This window comes from Sinorhizobium sp. 22678, assembly GCF_052044265.1.
Lineage (GTDB): Bacteria > Pseudomonadota > Alphaproteobacteria > Rhizobiales > Rhizobiaceae > Sinorhizobium > Sinorhizobium meliloti_A.
Genome location: NZ_JBQEMS010000021.1, coordinates 65,894 through 84,481, shown reverse-complemented (window position 1 = coordinate 84,481; position 18,588 = coordinate 65,894). Strand labels below are relative to the sequence as shown.

19 protein-coding genes, 1 tRNA gene and 1 riboswitch are annotated in these 18,588 nt (G+C 62.9%); of the genes, 5 read left to right on the top strand and 15 right to left on the bottom strand.

The window, feature by feature from the left end; all coding sequences use genetic code 11:
* The first annotated feature begins 105 nt into the window (after window positions 1–105).
* Both ACTJKL_RS25095 and ACTJKL_RS25090 read left to right on the top strand, forming a co-directional pair.
* Window positions 106–516, top strand: coding sequence for a tellurite resistance TerB family protein (locus ACTJKL_RS25095; RefSeq protein WP_100669672.1), 411 nt, complete (start codon window positions 106–108; stop codon window positions 514–516).
* A 70-nt stretch (window positions 517–586) separates the two neighbouring features.
* Window positions 587–1,399 (top strand): sterol desaturase family protein, encoded by an 813-nt coding sequence (locus ACTJKL_RS25090; RefSeq protein ID WP_440854082.1) that lies wholly within the window; start codon window positions 587–589, stop codon window positions 1,397–1,399.
* Between the two features lie 24 nt (window positions 1,400–1,423).
* On the opposite strand, the gene ACTJKL_RS25085 is transcribed toward ACTJKL_RS25090, so the two are convergent.
* The 3 genes from ACTJKL_RS25085 to ACTJKL_RS25075 form a co-directional block, all read right to left on the bottom strand.
* Window positions 1,424–2,209 (bottom strand): transporter substrate-binding domain-containing protein, encoded by a 786-nt coding sequence (locus ACTJKL_RS25085; protein ID WP_234819185.1) that lies wholly within the window; start codon window positions 2,207–2,209, stop codon window positions 1,424–1,426.
* A gap of 77 nt (window positions 2,210–2,286) precedes the next feature.
* Window positions 2,287–2,361 (bottom strand) — tRNA-Gly (locus tag ACTJKL_RS25080).
* A gap of 49 nt (window positions 2,362–2,410) precedes the next feature.
* Complete coding sequence (locus ACTJKL_RS25075) at window positions 2,411–3,508, bottom strand: 2'-deoxycytidine 5'-triphosphate deaminase (protein ID WP_440854081.1); 1,098 nt, start codon at window positions 3,506–3,508, stop codon at window positions 2,411–2,413.
* Window positions 3,509–3,583: 75 nt separating this feature from the next.
* Window positions 3,584–3,662, top strand: a riboswitch (SAM riboswitch).
* Window positions 3,663–3,705: 43 nt separating this feature from the next.
* Here ACTJKL_RS25075 and ACTJKL_RS25070 point away from each other — a divergent pair.
* Window positions 3,706–4,890 (top strand): O-succinylhomoserine sulfhydrylase, encoded by a 1,185-nt coding sequence (locus tag ACTJKL_RS25070; protein WP_100669676.1) that lies wholly within the window; start codon window positions 3,706–3,708, stop codon window positions 4,888–4,890.
* Between the two features lie 39 nt (window positions 4,891–4,929).
* Here the strand turns inward: ACTJKL_RS25070 and ACTJKL_RS25065 are convergent, their stop codons facing one another.
* Window positions 4,930–5,541: a CDP-alcohol phosphatidyltransferase family protein gene (locus ACTJKL_RS25065; RefSeq protein ID WP_440854080.1), complete on the bottom strand. Its 612-nt coding sequence runs from the start codon at window positions 5,539–5,541 to the stop codon at window positions 4,930–4,932.
* A gap of 110 nt (window positions 5,542–5,651) precedes the next feature.
* Between ACTJKL_RS25065 and apaG the strand changes: the two genes are divergently transcribed.
* The gene (gene apaG, locus ACTJKL_RS25060) at window positions 5,652–6,044 is read left to right on the top strand and encodes a Co2+/Mg2+ efflux facilitator ApaG/CorD (RefSeq protein ID WP_018094110.1); all 393 of its coding nucleotides are present in this window, start codon (window positions 5,652–5,654) and stop codon (window positions 6,042–6,044) included.
* A gap of 27 nt (window positions 6,045–6,071) precedes the next feature.
* Here apaG and ACTJKL_RS25055 read toward each other — a convergent pair whose 3' ends face one another.
* The 4 genes from ACTJKL_RS25055 to ACTJKL_RS25040 form a co-directional block, all read right to left on the bottom strand.
* Window positions 6,072–7,064, bottom strand: coding sequence for an Hsp33 family molecular chaperone (locus ACTJKL_RS25055; protein ID WP_100669678.1), 993 nt, complete (start codon window positions 7,062–7,064; stop codon window positions 6,072–6,074).
* Window positions 7,061–7,276: a hypothetical protein gene (locus ACTJKL_RS25050; protein WP_100669680.1), complete on the bottom strand. Its 216-nt coding sequence runs from the start codon at window positions 7,274–7,276 to the stop codon at window positions 7,061–7,063. Before ACTJKL_RS25050 ends, ACTJKL_RS25055 begins: the two co-directional genes overlap by 4 nt.
* 144 nt (window positions 7,277–7,420) lie before the next feature.
* A complete protein-coding gene (argF, locus tag ACTJKL_RS25045) occupies window positions 7,421–8,332 on the bottom strand; it encodes an ornithine carbamoyltransferase (protein WP_018094107.1) in 912 nt (303 codons plus the stop codon).
* A 74-nt stretch (window positions 8,333–8,406) separates the two neighbouring features.
* Window positions 8,407–9,606, bottom strand: a complete 1,200-nt coding sequence (locus ACTJKL_RS25040) for an aspartate aminotransferase family protein (RefSeq protein WP_440854079.1) — start codon at window positions 9,604–9,606, stop codon at window positions 8,407–8,409.
* Window positions 9,607–10,014: 408 nt separating this feature from the next.
* Here ACTJKL_RS25040 and ACTJKL_RS25035 point away from each other — a divergent pair, with 408 nt between their 5' ends.
* Window positions 10,015–10,536 (top strand): GcrA family cell cycle regulator, encoded by a 522-nt coding sequence (locus tag ACTJKL_RS25035; protein WP_440854078.1) that lies wholly within the window; start codon window positions 10,015–10,017, stop codon window positions 10,534–10,536.
* A 107-nt stretch (window positions 10,537–10,643) separates the two neighbouring features.
* Here ACTJKL_RS25035 and phoB read toward each other — a convergent pair whose 3' ends face one another.
* The 7 genes from phoB to phoR all read right to left on the bottom strand — a co-directional run bounded on the left by phoB (window position 10,644) and on the right by phoR (window position 18,455).
* Window positions 10,644–11,327, bottom strand: a complete 684-nt coding sequence (gene phoB, locus ACTJKL_RS25030) for a phosphate regulon transcriptional regulator PhoB (protein ID WP_003530178.1) — start codon at window positions 11,325–11,327, stop codon at window positions 10,644–10,646.
* A gap of 110 nt (window positions 11,328–11,437) precedes the next feature.
* Window positions 11,438–12,151 (bottom strand): phosphate signaling complex protein PhoU, encoded by a 714-nt coding sequence (gene phoU, locus ACTJKL_RS25025; RefSeq protein ID WP_003530180.1) that lies wholly within the window; start codon window positions 12,149–12,151, stop codon window positions 11,438–11,440.
* Between the two features lie 89 nt (window positions 12,152–12,240).
* Complete coding sequence (gene pstB, locus ACTJKL_RS25020; RefSeq protein ID WP_100669683.1) at window positions 12,241–13,056, bottom strand: phosphate ABC transporter ATP-binding protein PstB; 816 nt, start codon at window positions 13,054–13,056, stop codon at window positions 12,241–12,243.
* A 13-nt stretch (window positions 13,057–13,069) separates the two neighbouring features.
* Window positions 13,070–14,392 (bottom strand): phosphate ABC transporter permease PstA, encoded by a 1,323-nt coding sequence (pstA, locus tag ACTJKL_RS25015; RefSeq protein WP_338277959.1) that lies wholly within the window; start codon window positions 14,390–14,392, stop codon window positions 13,070–13,072.
* The gene (pstC, locus tag ACTJKL_RS25010; protein WP_411923401.1) at window positions 14,389–15,873 is read right to left on the bottom strand and encodes a phosphate ABC transporter permease subunit PstC; all 1,485 of its coding nucleotides are present in this window, start codon (window positions 15,871–15,873) and stop codon (window positions 14,389–14,391) included. The genes pstA and pstC overlap by 4 nt, the downstream gene beginning before the upstream one ends.
* 90 nt (window positions 15,874–15,963) lie before the next feature.
* Window positions 15,964–16,998, bottom strand: a complete 1,035-nt coding sequence (locus ACTJKL_RS25005; protein WP_100669686.1) for a substrate-binding domain-containing protein — start codon at window positions 16,996–16,998, stop codon at window positions 15,964–15,966.
* A gap of 194 nt (window positions 16,999–17,192) precedes the next feature.
* A complete protein-coding gene (phoR, locus tag ACTJKL_RS25000) occupies window positions 17,193–18,455 on the bottom strand; it encodes a phosphate regulon sensor histidine kinase PhoR (protein ID WP_440854077.1) in 1,263 nt (420 codons plus the stop codon).
* Between the last annotated feature and the right edge of the window lie 133 nt (window positions 18,456–18,588).

The window sequence follows — 18,588 nt, the reverse complement described above, 5'->3', positions numbered from 1 at the left end:
AGCAAGTCCTTAACTGTCACCCACCACTGCAGGTCCGCCCAACCCGCTATGCACCCGTCGTGTATCGCGGCCCCAATGTGGATGATGAAAGGATCAAGAAGCAGGATGTCCGCAAGTCTCAGCCAGCACGAAGCCCTTGTCCACGTCATGGTCATGATGTCCGCCGTCGACCGGAACATGACCGACGACGAGATTGCACGCATCGGCGTGCTCGTGCGGTTCCTCCCGGCCTTCGACGGTTTCGACGAAGACCATCTGATCCATATCGGCCGCGAATGCGCCGCCCAGCTTGCGGCCCCCGAGGGCCTCGACGTGGCGCTCGAAATGGTTCGCGAAGCGTTGCCGCAGCGGCTCTATGAAACGGCCTATGCCCTTGCGGTCGAGATCGCTGCTGCCGATCAGCGTATCCGCAACGAGGAAATCCGGTTGTTGCAGCTGCTGCGGGACCGTTTGGGCCTCGACAAGCTCGCCTGCGCAGCAATCGAGCGCGGAGCCATCGCGCGCTTCCGCAAGTAGGCTTCTGAAAAAAGGTCCTTGCCCGTTTCCGGCACGGAACGGGCGGGGTCGATGCAACGGGGATCGATGCATGCTCTATTTCGGTCTCGCCGAACCGGTCTGGCGGCTCGCGGCCTTTGCCGCCGCCTTCGCCGCGCTGGCAGTGCTCGAGCTTATTCATCCGCGGCTGGAGAGGCCGGAGCTGGTGCGGGCACTGAAGGCACGCCGCTGGGTCACCAACCTGTCTATTCTCGTCCTATCCTCCCTCCTGCTTCGCGTCGCCTTTCCCGCTGCCGCTACCGGCGTTGCTATCTGGGCTCAGGGGCGCGGCTACGGCGTGCTCCCGGCTCTTGGCGTGACCCCGCCGCTTGCCGGCCTGATCGCCTTCATCGCGCTGGACTTCGCCATCTGGTTTGAACACGTCGTGTTTCACAAGATACCTGTCCTGTGGCGCATCCACCGCGTCCACCATGCCGATCCCGGTGTCGACGTCACCACGGCCCTTCGCTTTCATCCCCTCGAAATTCTGCTGTCGATGATCTGGAAGAGCGCGGTTATCATCCTGCTCGGCGCGCCCGCACTTGCCGTTCTCCTGTTCGAAATCGTGCTCAATGCCGGGGCGATGTTCAATCACGCCAATTTGCGGCTGCCGAAAGGCGCCGACAGGCGGTTGCGCCAGGTCATCGTCACGCCCGACATGCACCGCATCCACCATTCCGTGGAAAAGCGGGAGACCGATTCAAACTACGGCTTCAATCTTTCGGTCTGGGATCGGTTGTTCTCGACCTACGTCGCCCATCCATCGCGCGGCGACGATGCGATCGAGACCGGGCTGAAGGCCTACGGGCGCGTTGCACCCGTGAAGCTCCTGTGGTCGCTGATACTCCCCTTCCGGCGTCGCTAGGGCATAGCCGCGAGTGGAGCCGCCTCAATAAATCCCGTTCGGGAAATAGCGAAGATAGATCTCCTCAAGCCTGCCGCTGCGTGAGAGTGCCAGCAAAGCGTGGTCGATCGCCTGGGTCAGCGCCGGCTCGGCCTTGCGGTTCATGATCGTAAGTCCCTCGCCCAGGAAGCGTTGGGAAAAATAGGAGCCCTCCAGCATGGCGCAGCATCCGCCGGCCAGGTTGCCGGAGACCCAGAAGGACAATTGCATGCCGTCGGAGAACGCGGCCGCGACGGTTCCCCCGCGAAGCGCGGAGAGCAGCGCGTCCCGGTCCGGAAAGCTCTTGGCTTCAAGCTTCGGGAAAAACGCCTTCAGCATTGCCTCATGCGTGGTGTCGGAGACGACGCCGACGGGCTTCCCGGCGAGATCGGCAGGACCGGTGATTGCGCCGGCGGCCTTGGTGTTGACGACGAAGCGGGCGGGCAGTTGCATGAAGGCGCGGGAAAAGGCGAAACGCTGCCTCAGCTCCGAAGTCACGGCAATGCCGGCGGCAATCGCTTCCCCTTGCCCCTGTTCGAGGGCCGGCATGAGCTCCGGATAGGTCACTGCCTGGATCTGGCACTTGGCTTCGATCTCCAGCTCACGGCATATCTCGCGGGCGAGGTCGACATGGAAGCCCGACAGCTTGCCCGACTGGTCGATGAAGTTGAAGGGCGGGAAGTCGACGGTGGTCAGGAAACGAAGCCTGGCAAGGCCGCTGAGGTCCGGCTTGGCAATCCGTTCGCGGGCATCGAACAGCCGGGGCAGTTCCTTCGGCTGTGCCAAAGCCAACCCCGGGGCGAAAACGGCCGACAGTACTAATACCCAGAGAATCCGCAGCGCTATGGCGCCTCTATGAAAGGAGGAATTGGAGCGGGTGATCGGGATCGAACCGACGACATCAAGCTTGGGAAGCTGGCGTTCTACCACTGAACTACACCCGCGACAGAACCGGAAATTTCCTCAACAGCCGCGATCTGTCAAGCACAATGCTCACTCGGCGCGAAAATGCTTGGAGAGCTTGAGCCCCTGCGCCTGATAATTGGAGCCGAGATCGAGGCCGTAAAGTCCCTCCGGACGTTCCAGCATGTGCTCGTAGACGAGACGGCCGACGATCTGCCCGTGCTCCAGAATGAACGGTACCTCGTGGCTGCGGACCTCGAGCACCGCCCGGCTGCCGCTGCCGCCGGCCGACGCATGGCCGAAGCCGGGATCGAAAAAGCCGGCATAATGGACGCGGAACTCGCCCACGAGCGGGTCGAAGGGTGTCATTTCGGCGGCATAGCGCGGCGGCACATGGACGGCTTCGCGCGACACGAGGATATAGAACTCGTCCGGGTCGAGCACGAGATCGTCGCGGCCGCGGCTGTAGAGCGGCTCCCAGAAGTCGAAAACGGCATGCTGGGCTTTCTTGTCGACATCGACCACCGATGTGTGATGCTTGCCGCGGTAGCCGATCAGGCCGTCCGGCCCGGTACCCTTGAGATCGATGGAAAGGGCAATGCCGCCGCCGGAAACGTTCGGCCGGTCACTGGCGACGAGCACGTCGCTTTCGTGCAAGGCCAGCAGTTCCTGCTCGGAAAGAACCGAGTGGCCTATGCGGAAGCGTATCTGCGAAAGCCGCGAACCGCGCCTGACGACGATCGGAAAGGTTCGCGGGCTGATTTCGAGATAGAGCGGTCCGCTGTAGCCCGCCGGGATCTTGTCGAACTCCTGCGCCCGGTCGGTAATCACGCGTGTGAAGATATCCAGCCGGCCGGTCGAGCTCTTCGGATTGGCGGAGGCCGACATGTCTGCCGGCAGCGACAGGCTTTCCATCAGCGGCACGATGTAGACGCAGCCGGTCTCAAGCACGGCGCCTTCGCTCAGATCGACGACATGCAGCTTGAGCCGGTCGAGCTTGTCGGCGACCAGATGCGAAGGGCCGGGCATGAAGCTCGCCCGGACGCGGAACGCCTTGGATCCAAGGCGAAGATCGAGGCTGGCCGGCTGAATCTGGTCATCATCCAGCGCCTTCTCGCTCTTCAGTTGTCCCGAGGCATACAGCGCTGCAATTGCGCGGTCGGCCAAAATCCCTGTGTCGCGCCCCATTCCGATCCTCATTTACAGTTGCCAGACAAAACCAAACTCCGGGAATTGACGCAAGCGCGGCCAGGCAGTATTGGAGCTTTATCCCGTGGTGATTTGGCCGGTCGGCTTGCAGCCACGTTAAACAAGTAGCTAAAAAGGCCGGGTGTCAAACCGGTCGTTTCGCGGCCGGTTTTTTTGTTTTTGAAAGTGACGTTCTCATGAGCAAGAATTGGCGCCCGGCAACCCAACTCGTCCACGGCGGAACGCTCCGCTCCCAGTACGGCGAGACCTCCGAAGCAATCTTTCTGACGCAGGGCTTCGTCTACGACAGCTCCGAAGCGGCGGAGGCCCGGTTCAAGGGCGAGACCGACGGTTTCATCTATGCGCGCTACGGCAGTCCGACCAACGACATGTTCGAGAAGCGCATGTGCATGCTCGAAGGGGCGGAAGACGCGCGCGCCACAGCCTCCGGCATGGCGGCGGTTTCCGCGGCAATCCTGTGCCAGGTGAAGGCGGGCGACCACATCGTCGCGGCCCGGGCGCTCTTCGGCTCCTGCCGCTGGGTCGTGGAAACGCTGGCGCCGAAATACGGCGTCGAGTGCACCCTGGTCGACGGTCGCGATCTCAAGAACTGGGAAGACGCGGTACGTCCGAACACCAAGGTCTTCTTCCTCGAAAGCCCGACCAACCCGACGCTTGAAGTGATCGACATCGCCGGCGTCGCCAAGCTCGCCGATCAGATCGGCGCCAAGGTGGTGGTCGACAACGTCTTCGCGACGCCGCTGTTCCAGAAACCGCTGGAGCTTGGCGCCCATGTCGTCGTCTATTCCGCGACGAAACACATCGACGGCCAGGGGCGCTGCCTCGGCGGCGTGGTGCTCTCCGACAAGCAGTGGATCGACGAGAACCTGCACGACTATTTCCGTCACACCGGCCCGGCCATGTCGCCCTTCAACGCCTGGACGCTGCTGAAGGGGATCGAGACGCTGCCGCTCCGCGTCAAGCAGCAGACCGAAAGCGCCCGCCGCATCGCCGATTTCCTCGCGGAGCAGCCGCAGGTCGCCCGCGTCATCTATCCGGGCCGCAAGGATCACCCGCAGGCCGACATCATTGCGAAGCAGATGAGCGGCGGCTCGACGCTGGTCGCCTTCGAGCTCAAGGGCGGCAAGGAAGCAGCCTTCGCCCTGCAGAACGCGCTTGAAATCATCCGGATCTCCAACAATCTCGGCGATTCCAAGAGCCTGATCACCCATCCGGCGACGACCACCCACAAGAACCTCACCGACGAAGCCCGCGCCGAACTCGGCATTTCCGCCGGAACGGTGCGCTTCTCGGCCGGTATCGAGGACAGCGAAGACCTCATCGAGGATTTCGCAAGGGCGCTGAAGGGCGTAAACGCCTGACCGACACCATGACAAAGCCCGCGTCAGCGGGCTTTGTCGTCAGTCTCGCCGAAACGTCAGTCTTGCGAGAACGATCCGCGACAGCGCGGTATAGAGGCAGACGAGCGCGAAGACGGTTGCGAACAAGGGGAACCACCCGGGCAACAGGCACGACAGCAGAAAAAGGACGATCGTCTCCGTCGCCTCTGCGAGCCCCGTCGTGAAGTAGAGCGACTTCGCACCGCGCACCTCGGTCGTCAGGCCGCACTTCTCGGCCATCACGGCATAGGCGAGGAAGCTCGCGCCGTTGACATAGAAGGCGAAGAGCAGAAATCCGCCGGCAAGACCGTTCGCGGCCGGATCTGCGATGATGAAACCGAGTGGGACGGCCCCGTAAAAGGTGAAATCGAGAACGATGTCGAGAAAGCCGCCGAAATCCGTTTTCCGGCTCGCGCGGGCGACGGCTCCGTCGAGGCCGTCGCAGAGCCGGCTCACAAGGATCAGAGCGGCGGCGGGCAGGTAAGCGCCGAGACCGATGAGCAGGGCTGCCGCAAGGCCAAGGCAAAGGCCGAGGATGGTGACGGCATCGGCGCTGACCCCGCGGCCGGCCAGTGCGGCGCCGAACCTGTCCAGAACCGGATCGAGCCGCCTGCGAAGCACGCCGTCAAGCATTGCCGCTGCCTCCTGGGAAATTTGATACCACTCGCACAATCTCGCCGTTATTCTTGACGAAACCATATTGCTGTAGAATACGCGTACGGATTTGAAACAGGGTATTGAACATGTACCGCGCGCTGACACGCGACATCGAAGTGACGGTCGAGCCGTACTACCTGGAAGAACAGTCGGATCCCGACGACAGCCGCTATGTCTGGGGCTATCGCATCATCATAGCGAACCATTCCGGGCGCGCGGTCCGGCTGATGACCCGCTACTGGCACATCACCGACGAGAACGGTCAGGTGGACGAAGTGAGCGGCCCCGGCGTGATCGGCGAGCAGCCGCTGCTCAACCCCGGCGATACCTACGAGTACTCCTCCGGCTGCCCGCTGGATACGCCCTCGGGCGTGATGTTCGGCCATTACAGCATGGAGGCGGAAGGCGGGGAGACTTTCGATGTCGCCATTCCCGCCTTCTCGCTCGATTCACCGGGCCTCGTCCGCACGCTTAATTGATTCAGCGCGCAATTCAACGCGGCTGCCCTATTGCGGGCGGACTTCGCTCGCCTCGAAGCGGTAGGTCGTCGAGCAGAACTCGCAGGTCACCTTGACCAGGCCGTCCTCGACGCTGGCTTCGATATCCTCGTTGCCGAGCCCCACCAGAACGTCCTTGATCTTCTCGCGCGAGCAGCTGCAGCGATCGTAGACCGCCTGCGGCTCATAGACGCGCACGCCGCGCTCATGGAACAGACGGTACAGCAATCGCTCGGTACCGACCGTCGGATCGGTGAGTTCATCGGTGTCGATCGTCTCGACCATCACCTTGGCTTCCGCCCAGAGGTCGTCCTCGTCGAAGAAATCCTCGTGGCCTTCGTCACCGTCGCCGCCCGGCAGATCCGCCTGGCGCATCCTGTCCGGCGCGTCGGGCAGGAACTGCGCGACCATGCCGCCGGCGCGCCAGCGGTGCCGCGGCTTGCCGTTCTCGTCCTTGTCGAGAAGCTCGGCAACGGCGAGGCGCACCCTGGTCGGTATCTGCTCCGACTGGCGGAAATAGGCACCGGCGATGTCCTCGAGCGTCGCCCCGTCAAGCGCGACGATGCCTTGGTAGCGCTGCGTGTGCGCACCCTGGTCGATCGTGAAGGCGAGGACGCCGTTGCCCAACAATTCATGAGGCTGGACGCGCCCGCTCTTTTCGGCGTCGGCAAGCGCCTCCTCATCATAGCGCGCATAGGCGCGGACGCGGTCCGGCGTCGAGAAATCCGCAACCACAAGATCGACCGGTCCATCGCCCTGTGTCTGAACGATCAGCTTGCCTTCGAATTTCAGAGACGTGCCGAGCAGGACCGTCAACACCACTGTTTCGGCGACAAGCCGCGCGACAGGAAGCGGGTAACCGTGCCGCTCGAGAATGGCATCGAGCATCGGACCAAGCTGGACGGCGCGGCCGCGCACGTCGAGTCCCTCGACCTGAAAGGGCACGACGTGATCGTCACCGGCAAAATCGAACTCGCCAAGTCCCGGCGCTGTCTCTGTCATCGCTTGCTCCTTGCCTCGACCATGGTCACGCGGATCGATTCAATCCGGGATGTGGCCATGACCCATTCCAAAAACTGCATGCGGGATGCGGATGGAAACCGCTCGTTTCTTTTGATTTCCGACACGGCTTGCATCGAGTGCACCGGCGCGCACCGGTACAACCGCCCGCCATTCCATTTGATCCCGTCATGGACGAATTTCTCCGCCGGCATTTGCTCTGCCTTAAAGAACCCCGCAGGGCGCCAAGCGCAGGATAGCCGGCGTGGGGCGACTGGCCGATTTGATGATCGGAAGGCCCCGCTCACCGCTCTAAATCGTGTTGCACCGTCCAGATTTCAAGAGAACGCCTTCAGCCGTCACACCGCGCCCATGCACCAGGCGAGGATCGATTTCTGTGCGTGCAGCCGGTTCTCGGCTTCGTCGAAGACCACCGACTGCGGGCCGTCGATGACCTCATCGGTCACTTCCTCGCCGCGGTGCGCCGGCAGGCAATGCATGAACAGCGCGTCCGGCGCTGCATGTTTCATCAGTGCGCCGTTGACCTGGTAGGGCTGGAAGACGTTGTGACCGCGGGCGCGATGTTCCTGGTTCATCGAGATCCAGGTGTCGGTGACGACGCAGTGTGCGCCGGCAACCGCCTGCTCCGCCTCGTGGCTGAGCAGGATCTCGGCCCCGTTGTTGCGCGCCCAGTTCAGGAACTTGTCATGCGGTTCGGAGCCGAGCGGCACGGCCATGTTCATGCGGTAGCCGAAGCGCGCCGAGCCTTCGATCAGCGAGTGAAGCACGTTGTTGCCGTCGCCGGTCCAGGCGATCGTCTTGCCCTTGACCGGTCCCCGGTGCTCCTCGAAAGTCATGATATCGGCCATGATCTGGCACGGGTGCGTATCGTCGGTGAGCCCGTTGATGACCGGCACGGTCGCATGCTCCGCCATTTCCAGAAGCCGGCGGTGATCGGTCGTGCGGATCATGATCGCGTCGACATAGCGCGACAGGACCTTCGCCGTATCGCCGATCGTCTCCGCCCGGCCGAGCTGCATTTCCGTACCCGACAGAAACAGCGTCTCGCCGCCGAGCTGGCGCATGCCGACATCGAAGGAAACACGCGTGCGGGTGGACGGCTTCTCGAAGATCATCGCGAGCATCTTGCCGGCAAGCGGCTTCTCGGCAGTGCCTGCCTTGGTCGCCGACTTGCGGACGCGGGCATCGTCGATGATGGTCCTGAGGTCGGTGGCCGTCATGGCCGAGAGATCGAGGAAGTGTCTGGTCATACTGCCTTGTTTCCTGTCGTAGAATCCGTTTGTCGGCCCCGCCCGGGCCGGATCGATTCGAAACGTCGGGGCATTCAAGCCGCGGCGTTGCCGCTCTTGCCACTCACCGCCTCCGCGGCGCGTTCGAGCCGTGCCAGTCCTTCGCGCGCCTCCGCGGGGGTGGTGATCAGCGGCGGCAACAGGCGCAGCACGTTTTCGCCGGCCGGGACGACGAGCAGCTTCTCGGCGCGGATCGCCTTCAAAAGGTCCGCGGAGGGCACCTTGGCCTTGATGCCGAGCATCAGCCCGTCGCCGCGGATTTCCTCGATCACGTCCGGAAAACGATCCTTCAGCGAGGCGAGCCCCTGACGGAAGACGAGAGCAACCTCGCGCACCTGATCGAGGAAGCCTTCGGCGAGAACGACGTCGAGCACGGCATTTCCGACCGCCATTGCGAGCGGGTTGCCGCCATAGGTCGAACCGTGCGTGCCCGCCACCATGCCGGCGGCCGCCGCTTCCGTCGCGAGGCAAGCGCCGAGCGGGAAGCCGCCGCCGATGCCCTTGGCTACGGCCATGATATCCGGTTTGATGCCCGCCCATTCATGAGCGAAGAGCTTGCCGGTCCGGCCGACACCGGACTGGACCTCGTCGAGGATCAGAAGCAGGCCGAACTCGTCGCAAAGTTCGCGCAGCCCCTGCATGAATTCCTTCGATGCCGACCGAATGCCGCCCTCGCCCTGGATCGGCTCGACGAGGATCGCCGCGGTTTCTTCATTGATCGCGTTCTTGACCGCCGCGATATCGCCGAAGGGGACCTGATAGAAGCCCGGCGCCTTCGGCCCGAAGCCCTCGATGTATTTCTGCTGTCCGCCGGCGGCGATCGTTGCGAGCGTGCGGCCGTGGAAAGCACCTTCGAAGGTGATGACGTGGAACTTCTCGACGTGTCCCTTGGCGAAATGATAGCGCCGCGCCGTCTTGATCGCACATTCGAGCGCTTCCGCACCGGAATTGGTGAAGAACACCCGATCGGCGAAGGTCACCTGGGTCAGCCTCCGGGCAAGGCTTTCCTGCCCCGAAATCTCGTAGAGATTGGACAGATGCCAGACCTTGTCGGCCTGCGCCTTCAGCGCCTCGACGAGATGAGGATGGGCATGGCCGAGCGAGTTCACCGCGACACCGGCAGCGAAATCGAGATAGCGCGTGCCGTCTTCGGCGATCAGCCAAACGCCTTCACCTCGCTCGAAACGCAACGGCGCGCGCAGATAGGTGTCGTAAAGCGGCGTGGTTGCGGCCATGTCGAGCTCTCCTTCATTCCGGCGGCACGGACCATTCGGCCCGATAAAAATCAAAAATGCCGCCTTGCGGCGGCGACAGGCACTATTCCCATTTCGCACCGCGATGTCAACAAAACCAAGGTTTGCAGGCGCTTGGCGGATGCCGATTCCGAAGCGCGAAAAAATCGCACTCTGGGACTTGCAAAAATGCAACGCTCCGACAGCAAGTTGGGGAAAACCGCGAAATCGATTCGGCGCGATTCCGGCGACTCTTGCCACGGAGTCACCCTGCCGGTAGGTTAACATTCAATTACTAGACGCATGCGGCGGACCTAGTCACCAAAAGTATTATCGCGTTGAATCTTCGGGTTTTCCCGGAGAGCGGTGACGGATTCCGCCATCCCAACGCCGAGAACGGGGAGTGCAGAGATGAACTGGACTGACGAGCGGGTCGAGAAACTGAAGAAGCTGTGGTCGGAGGGCTTGAGCGCCAGCCAGATCGCGGCGCAGTTGGGCGGCGTCAGCCGCAACGCGGTCATCGGAAAGGTTCATCGGCTGAGCCTGCCCGGGCGCGCCAAGGCCGGCGGAAGCACGACCGCTGCAGCCCGGCCCAAACGGGCGACGTCTGCCCCGCGCGCACCGAACTATGCTGCGCGTTCCGTAACCCGCACCGTGACCCGCACGGCCGGTGCGACCGCGCTCAAGGAAGAGCTCGCAGTCGGCCTGGAAATGGACCAGGAGCTGCAGATCGACAGGAACATCGTCCTGCCGATGTCGCGGCGGCTGGAGCTCACGGAGCTTACCGAACGCACCTGCAAGTGGCCGATCGGCGACCCGCTCAAGGAAGAGTTCCACTTCTGCGGCAACGACTCCCCGGAAGCCTCTCCCTATTGCACCTTCCATGCCCGGCTGGCCTACCAGCCCTCCGCCGAGCGCCGGCGCATGCGCTGAGGCGCCTTGCTCATCCCGCTCTGGATGCACGACGAAAATCGGGGCCGGAAAGGCCCCTTTTTCTTTGCCATGCCGCAAGCCGGCACGGGCGCCAGCGACCTTCAGCCTCAGCTCTCCAGCGAATAGCCAGCGCCGCGCACCGTCCGGATGACGTCCGGCATGTTGGAAAAGTTCAGTGCCTTGCGCAGCCGCCCGACATGAACGTCCACGGTCCGTTCGTCGACATAGATGTCGTGTCCCCAGACACCGTCCAGGAGCTGTGAACGGGAGAAGACGCGCCCCGGTGAGGACATCAGAAATTCCAGCAGCCGGAACTCCGTCGGGCCGAGGCGCACTTCGCGACTGCGGCGGTGGACGCGGTGCGTCTCCCGGTCGAGCTCGATATCGCCGCAGCGCAGGAGCGTCGACAGAACCTCGGGCTTGGCGCGCCTGAGCATCGCCTTGACCCTCGCCATCAGTTCCGGCGTCGAGAAGGGCTTGACGACGTAATCGTCGGCGCCGGTGGCAAGGCCCCGCACGCGCTCGCTTTCCTCGCCGCGCGCGGTCAGCATGATGATCGGCAGGCGCTCCGTTTCCGGCCGCTGGCGCAGCCTGCGGCAGAGCTCGATACCGGAAACCCCGGGCAGCATCCAATCGAGGATGAGAAGGTCGGGCAGGCGCTCCTGCAGGCGGATCTCCGCCTCGTCGCCGCGAAGGATCGTATCGACCTCGAAGCCTTCCGCCTCGAGATTGTAGCGCAGGAGAACGCTCAGGGCTTCCTCGTCTTCGACTACGGCAATCTTCGGCAACATTCAGTAGGACTCCTTCCTACGCACGACAGCCGTCATGCCGCCGCACACGGTGGTAGGCCGCACCGAGGCGGCCGGAACAATTCTGCATAGGCACCGGATGCCGGGCGATCTCAGTCCGTCACGGAACCCAATGTCGACGTCATGTCGTCCTTCGGCCGTTCGCCCTGCGGCTGGGCGCCTGTCGCCATATAGTAGATCGTTTCGGCGATATTGGTCGCGTGATCGCCGATACGCTCGATGTTCTTGGCGCAGAAGAGAAGATGCGTGCACGGCGTGATGTTGCGCGGATCTTCCATCATATAGGTCAGCAGTTCCCGGAACAGGGACGTGTAGATCGCATCGATCTCTTCATCGCGTTCGCGAATGCTGTTCGCCTTTTCCGGCGAACGGGACGCGTAGACGTCCAGGACTTCCTTCAACTGAACGAGCGCGAGCTCGGCCAGGTGTTCGAGGCCGCGCGCAAGCTTGCGCGGTATGCCTGAACCGGCCACGGCAATCACCCGCTTTGCGGTGTTCTTGCCGAGGTCGCCCACGCGCTCCAGGTCCGCGGCGATGCGGATCGAACCCATGATCTCCCGCAAATCCGAGGCCATGGGCTGGCGTTTGGCAATGGTGACGATCGCCTTTTCGCCGATCTGCCGTTCCGCGTCGTCCAGAATGGTGTCGTCGGAGATCACCTTCTGGGCCAGGGCGAGATCGGAATTGACGAGCGCACGGACGGAGTCCGCCACCATCTGCTCGGCGAGACCGCCCATCTCGGAGATGCGGCGCGTGAGATACTTCAACTCTTCGTCGAAGGCGGACATGATGTGTGCGTGAGACATATTCGTTTCCTCGGGGGACGCGCTGTTCTGAATGGGCCTCGTTCGGTCTTGACCGGGAGGGACGGAAAAACTCCGCCCCTCTCCGGCCATCAGCCGAAGCGGCCCATGATGTAGTCCTGGGTGCGCTGATCGTCCGGGTTGGTGAACATTTTATCGGTATCGTTCTCCTCGACGAGATTGCCGAGATGGAACATGGCCGTGCGCTGCGACACGCGCGCCGCCTGCTGCATCGAGTGGGTGACGATCACGATCGTGAAATTCGCCCGCAATTCGTGGATGAGTTCCTCGACTTTCGCGGTCGCGATCGGATCAAGCGCCGAGCAGGGCTCGTCCATCAGAATGACTTCCGGGCTGACGGCAACGGCGCGGGCGATGCAGAGGCGCTGCTGCTGGCCGCCGGAAAGCCCGGTGCCCGGCTCCTGCAGCCGATCCTTCACCTCGTTCCAGAGCCCGGCCTTCTGCAGGCTCGTTTCCACGACCTCGTCGAGCTCGGTCTTGGTGCGTGCCAGGCCATGGATGCGCGGGCCGTAGGAGACATTGTCGTAGATCGACTTCGGGAACGGATTGGGTTTCTGGAACACCATGCCCACGCGGGCACGCAATTCCACCACGTCGATCGACGGATCGTAGATATCGTCCTCGTCGAGCGTGATCTTGCCCGTGACGCGGCAGTTCTCGATCGTGTCGTTCATGCGGTTCAAAGTGCGCAGAAACGTCGATTTGCCGCAACCGGACGGACCGATCAGCGCCGTGACCGTGTTCTCGCGGATATTGAGGTTGACGTCGAAGAGCGCACGCTTTTCGCCGTAATAGACCGACACATCGTTGCCGATCATCTTGTAAGGCACCGTATTCATTTTCTGCTCAAGAGCCTTTTCGACTGCAGCTTCCGACATGATGTTCATAGTCCTTACCCCACTACCAGCGACGCTCAAAGCGACGCCGCAAGAGAATTGCGCCGAGATTCATGAAGATGAGAAAGATCAGGAGAATGATGATCGCTCCGGACGTACGCTCGACGAAGGCACGTTCTGCCTCGTTCGCCCACATGTAGATCTGTACCGGCAGCGCCGTGGATGGCTCCAGCGGCGACCCCGGAAAGTCGACCACGAAGGCGACCATGCCGATCAGAAGCAGCGGCGCCGTTTCGCCCAGCGCATGGGCGAGGCCGATGATCGTGCCGGTCAGGATGCCGGGCATGGCAAGCGGCAGCACGTGATGGAAGATGGTCTGCATCTTCGATGCGCCGAGGCCGAGTGCGGCGGAGCGGATCGACGGCGGCACTGCCTTCAGGGCCGCCCGGGTCGCGATGATGATCGTCGGTAGCGTCATCAGCGTCAGCACGAAGGCGCCGACGAGTGCTGCCGAGCGCGGCATGCCCGCGAAGTTGATGAAGACGGCAAGCCCGAGGAGGCCGTAGACGATGGAAGGTACGGCCGCCAGGTTGTTGATGTTCACCTCGATCAGGTCCGTCAGCCGGTTTTTCGGCGCGAACTCCTCGAGATAGATGGAGGCGGCGACGCCGATCGGCAGCGACAGCACGAGCACGATCAGCATCATGTAGAGCGAGCCGAGAAGGGCGACGCCGACACCCGCCGCTTCAGGCCGGCTGGATGCGCCGAAGGTGAAGATGCCGGTGTTGAAGCTCTTCTTGAGCACGCCGGCCTCGGCAAGCTGGTTCATCCACGCGACCTGCGCATCCTTCACCTTGCGTTTGGCTTCGTCGACCGACAGGTCGATCTGGCCCTTGAAGGCGGAGTCGATGTTCGCTTCGGCAAGCAGCGTGACGGGAACCGTCCTGCCGATCACCGACGGATCGGCGACGACGATGTCACGCAGTTGCGTCCGGGCGCTGGCGGAGACCATATCGGTCGCCTGCTTCACCAGCGGCCGCTTCGACGGATCGAGGCCGAGCTGCTTGACCAGAGCCTCCCGCACGAGCAGCGGATAGTTGGCGGTATAGAGCCGCTTCGGATCGGTCGCCCGTTCGTTCTTCGGATCGATCACCTTCTCGGAAAACTCGATCGGCAACGTGATCGTCGTCTGCTGGAAGGCGGTATAGCCCTTCGAAACGACGCTCCAGAGGAGAACCGCGAGGAAGAACAGACCGATGGCGATGGCGCTGATTCCGAAGGCACGGAAGCGGCGCTCCGCGGCATAGCGGCGCTTGATGCCGATATCGCGTCGGCTTGCGGCAGGTCGGGTGGAGACCCTTACCGTCGGGGAGGCAAATTCGGTCATTCGTACTGTTCCCGATATTTGCGCACGATGTAGAGCGCGTAGATGTTGAGGCCGAGCGTGATGACGAAGAGCGTGATGCCGAGCGCAAAGGCGACCAGCGTCTGCGGCGAGGTGAACTCGAGGTCGCCCGTCAGCTGATTCACGATCTTGACCGTCACCGTGGTCATCGGCTCGAGGGGGTTCAATTGCATGCGCGCCGCGACGCCGGCAGCGAGCACGACGATCATCGTCTCGCCCACCGCGCGCGAGGCCGTCAAAAGCAGCGCCCCGACGATGCCGGGAAGTGCTGCAGGCAGGATCACCTTCTTCACCGTTTCCGAGCGCGTCGCACCGAGGCCGAGCGAACCGTCACGCAGCGCCCGCGGCACCTGGGTGATGATGTCGTCGGACAACGACGAAACGAACGGGATGAGCATGATGCCCATGACGATGCCGGCGGTGATGACGCTCTGGGCCTGAATGAAGTTCTGGTAGTTGCCGGTGACGAGACCGTTCAGTTGCGCCGAGATGTCGCGCAGGAAAGGCCCGACGGTGACAAGCGCGAAGAAGCCGTAGACGATCGTCGGGATGCCGGCGAGCACCTCCAGAAGAGGCTTGGCTGTGGAACGCAGCCGCGGGCTCGCATACTCGGCCATGTAGATGGCGGCGAAAAGCCCGATCGGCACCGCGAAAAGCATCGCCACGAAGGCGATATACAGGGTGCCGGCAAGGAGCGGCAGCAGGCCGAACTGGCCGGAGGCGCCGCCGCTTCCGGCCGCAGCGAAGCGCGGATCCCAGACCGTGCCGAAGAAGAACTCGAAGGGCGATACCATGGTGAAGAAGCGGCCCGCCTCCGAGAGCATCGAGGCGACGATGCCGACCGTCGTCAGAATGGCTATGGAAGAGGCGAAGATGAGCGAGCCGAGCATGACGCGCTCCACCCGATTGCGGGCACGGAAACGGACGTCGATATTGCGGATCGCGTAGAGCCCGCCGGCAACGGAAACGAGCAGCACGACGGCGCTCATCAGCCAGCGGCTATATTGCCGCATCGCATTGAACTGCTGGGCGGACTGGATCATGTAAGGCTCGCCCTCGCCGGCAAGCGCCACGCCCTTGGCGGCCAGGGCTTCCCGCATGTTGGTCGAACCGTTCTCGATTGCAGCGATCTCGCCCGCATTCAGGCGTTCGAAGCCCGCGGCCACGGACTTGACCTGACCGAGCGCGAGCTGAACGGTGGCTGCCCCCTGGTTCTGGACCGGTTCCGGAAGAGACGAGCGAACGGAGTAATCGACATAGATCGGAGCTGCGACGAGCCATACCGCAAGCAGAAGAAGAGCCGGCAGCATCGCCCAGATGGCGACGTAGCTGCCGTGATATCCGGGCAGGGAATGCAGGCTGGCGAGCTTGCCTCCGGACCGGGCGAACGAGCGCGCACGGCCGGCAAGAAACGCAATGAAACCGATCAAAGCGATGATCAGGAGAAGGAGCGAAGTACTCATCGGCACGTCTCCGCGACAGGCTTGTCGTAAGCCCCGACAAATTCGGAAGAATGCGGCTCCGGCGCTGAGAAGCGCCGGAGCCTGTCATGATCAGAGCAGGTTGCCTGCCTCGAAGGACGTGCGGATTTCCTCGCGCTCGGCGTCCGGAGCGGCAACGAGGCCGTATTCGGCAAGCGGGCTGTCGGGGCCGATCATCTGATCGTCGACGAAGAATTCGACATATTCCTTGAGGCCCGGGATCACGCCGATGTGAGCCTTCTTGACGTAGAAGAACAGCGGGCGGGAAACCGGATACTCGCCGGAAGCGATCGTCTCGGTCGAGGGAACGACGCCGTTGACGGTCGCGACCTTCAGCTTGTCGGCGTTGTTTTCGTAGAACGAGAGACCGAAGACGCCGATGCCGTTCTTGTTGGAGTCGATACGTGCCAGCGTCTCGGTGTAGTCGCCGTCGATATCGACGGCCATGCCGTCCTTGCGCACCGCGATGCACTTGCTGTGCTGCTGCTTCTCGTCGCTGACGGCGGCCTTGATGACGTCCTGAGCGCCGGTGTCCTTGCAGCCGGCGGCAAGGATCTTCTCTTCGAAGACTTCGCGCGTGCCGTGCTTTTCGCCCGGAATATAGGCGGCGATTTCGGCGTCCGGCAGCGATGCGTCGACTTCCGACCACTTCTTGTAGGGATTGGCGACGAGCTTGCCGTCGACGACGACTTCGGCAGCGAGCGCCTTGTAGATGTGCTCCGGCTTCAGGGCGAGGTCGGCATTGCCGGCGTCGGTGGCGAAGACGATACCGTCATAGCCGATCTTCACTTCCTGGATCTCGGTCACGCCGGCAGCCTTGCAGGCCTCGACTTCGCTGTCCTTGATCTTGCGGGAAGAGTTGGCGATATCGATCGTGTCTTCACCCACGCCCTTGCAGAATTCCTTGAGGCCGGCAGAGGAGCCGCCGGACTCGACCACCGGCGTCTTGAAGTCGGGGAAGGTCTCGCCGAAATTCTCGGCAACGATCTTGGCATAGGGAAGAACGGTCGAGGAGCCGGCGACCTGGATCTGGTCGCGAGCCGCAGCAACGCCCGCGAAGGCGGCGGATGCAACCAGCGCCGCTACAGTGAGTTTAAGAGATTTCATGAATGTTCTCCCGGAATGGGCTTGTGTTGGTGCGCCAGGGTTCAGCGCTCTCTTCGCCGTTTCATCGGCCGCCCCTAGTTAGCCGCCGATGGCTACAGCTTTTATGTCAATTCGGTGAAACATTTATGACAGGCTAACATGCTGAAAATACTTCCTGATTTCCTCGTAGGAATATTTCAGCGCGGCGTGGTGTGTCAGAAGCGGACCTTGAAGACCGTGCCCTTCCCCACCTCCGAATGGATGAGCAGGCGGGCGCGGTGACGCGTGAGGATATGCTTGACGATGGCGAGGCCCAGGCCGGTGCCTTTCTTCGACCGGCTCGCCTCGACATTGACCCGGTAGAAGCGCTCGGTGATGCGCGGGACATGCTCGGCAGGTATTCCCGGGCCGTGGTCGGTAACCGTCACCTCCGCCTGATGACCGTTCCCGCCGGTCAGCCGGACATCGACCTGCTTGCCTTCCTGCCCGTATTTGCAGGCGTTCTCTATAAGGTTTTCGAAGACCTCCACCAGTTCGTCCCGATCCCCCTGGACGAAAACCGGCGTCTGCGGAACCTCCAGCGCGATCGTCACGTCGAGTTCCCCCGCAAGCGGCGCCAGGCTGTCGCGCACGTGTCCGAGCAGCGGCCCGAGATCGACGGCATCGTCCGGCGCGATGTGCGACTTCAACTCGAGCCGCGACAGCGACAGGAGGTCGTCCACGAGCCGGCTCATGCGCGTGACCTGCTCGTGCATGATTCCGAAGAATTTCTCCTGGGCCTTCCGGTCGTCGCGGGCGGGGCCCTGCAGCGTCTCGATGAAGCCGCGCAGAGATGCGAGCGGCGTGCGCAGCTCATGGCTGGCATTGGCGACGAAGTCGGAGCGCATCCGGTCGATGCGGCGGGCCTGCGAGATATCGCGATACGTCAGCAGGAAGATGCGCCGGCCGGAAACTTCGGAACCTATGTCCGCGGGCGCGACGCGAACCACGTAGACCGCCTCCGAAGGCAGCCGTTCCGCATGCTCGATCTGGTTGACTTTGCCTGTCGCGATCGTCTCGCGCACCATGTCGAGAATGCCGGGCGAACGGACGCGGGCGGAAAGATAGCTGTCCTGGGGGATGGTTCCGAAAGCCTTCTCTGCGGCAACGTTCTGGAAGACGACGGTCTCGTCGGCCGCCACGACGAGCACCGGCATGTCGAGCGCGTCGAGCAGGGGAGCGAGCGGGTCGGCCTTGGTTTCCACGGCAGCGCCGCCGCTTGCCGGCGCTGCCTGGACGGGCGGTGCCCCCCGGTTGAGGATGGCCGCGACGAGCACGATCCAGAAAGGCAGAACGGCCAGCGGATGGATGCCCGCCAGTGCGGCAAGGAAGGCGAGCACGACGGACAGGCCGAGAAGCCCGCGTTCCGCCTTCAACCTCGGCAGCAGGGTGCGCCAGAACACCTTCGCGCCATCCAACACGATACCCTCGTTCCTCAATTCGCTGCCTCCTGCACCTCGACGACTGCTGCTGATCCAGCCAGCGGCCCGGATGCCGCAGAAGTGAGGGTAACCGCCTCAAATCCTCCATCAGAATCCGGCCATAAGGGCGCAGAGATAGCGCTGCTTCATG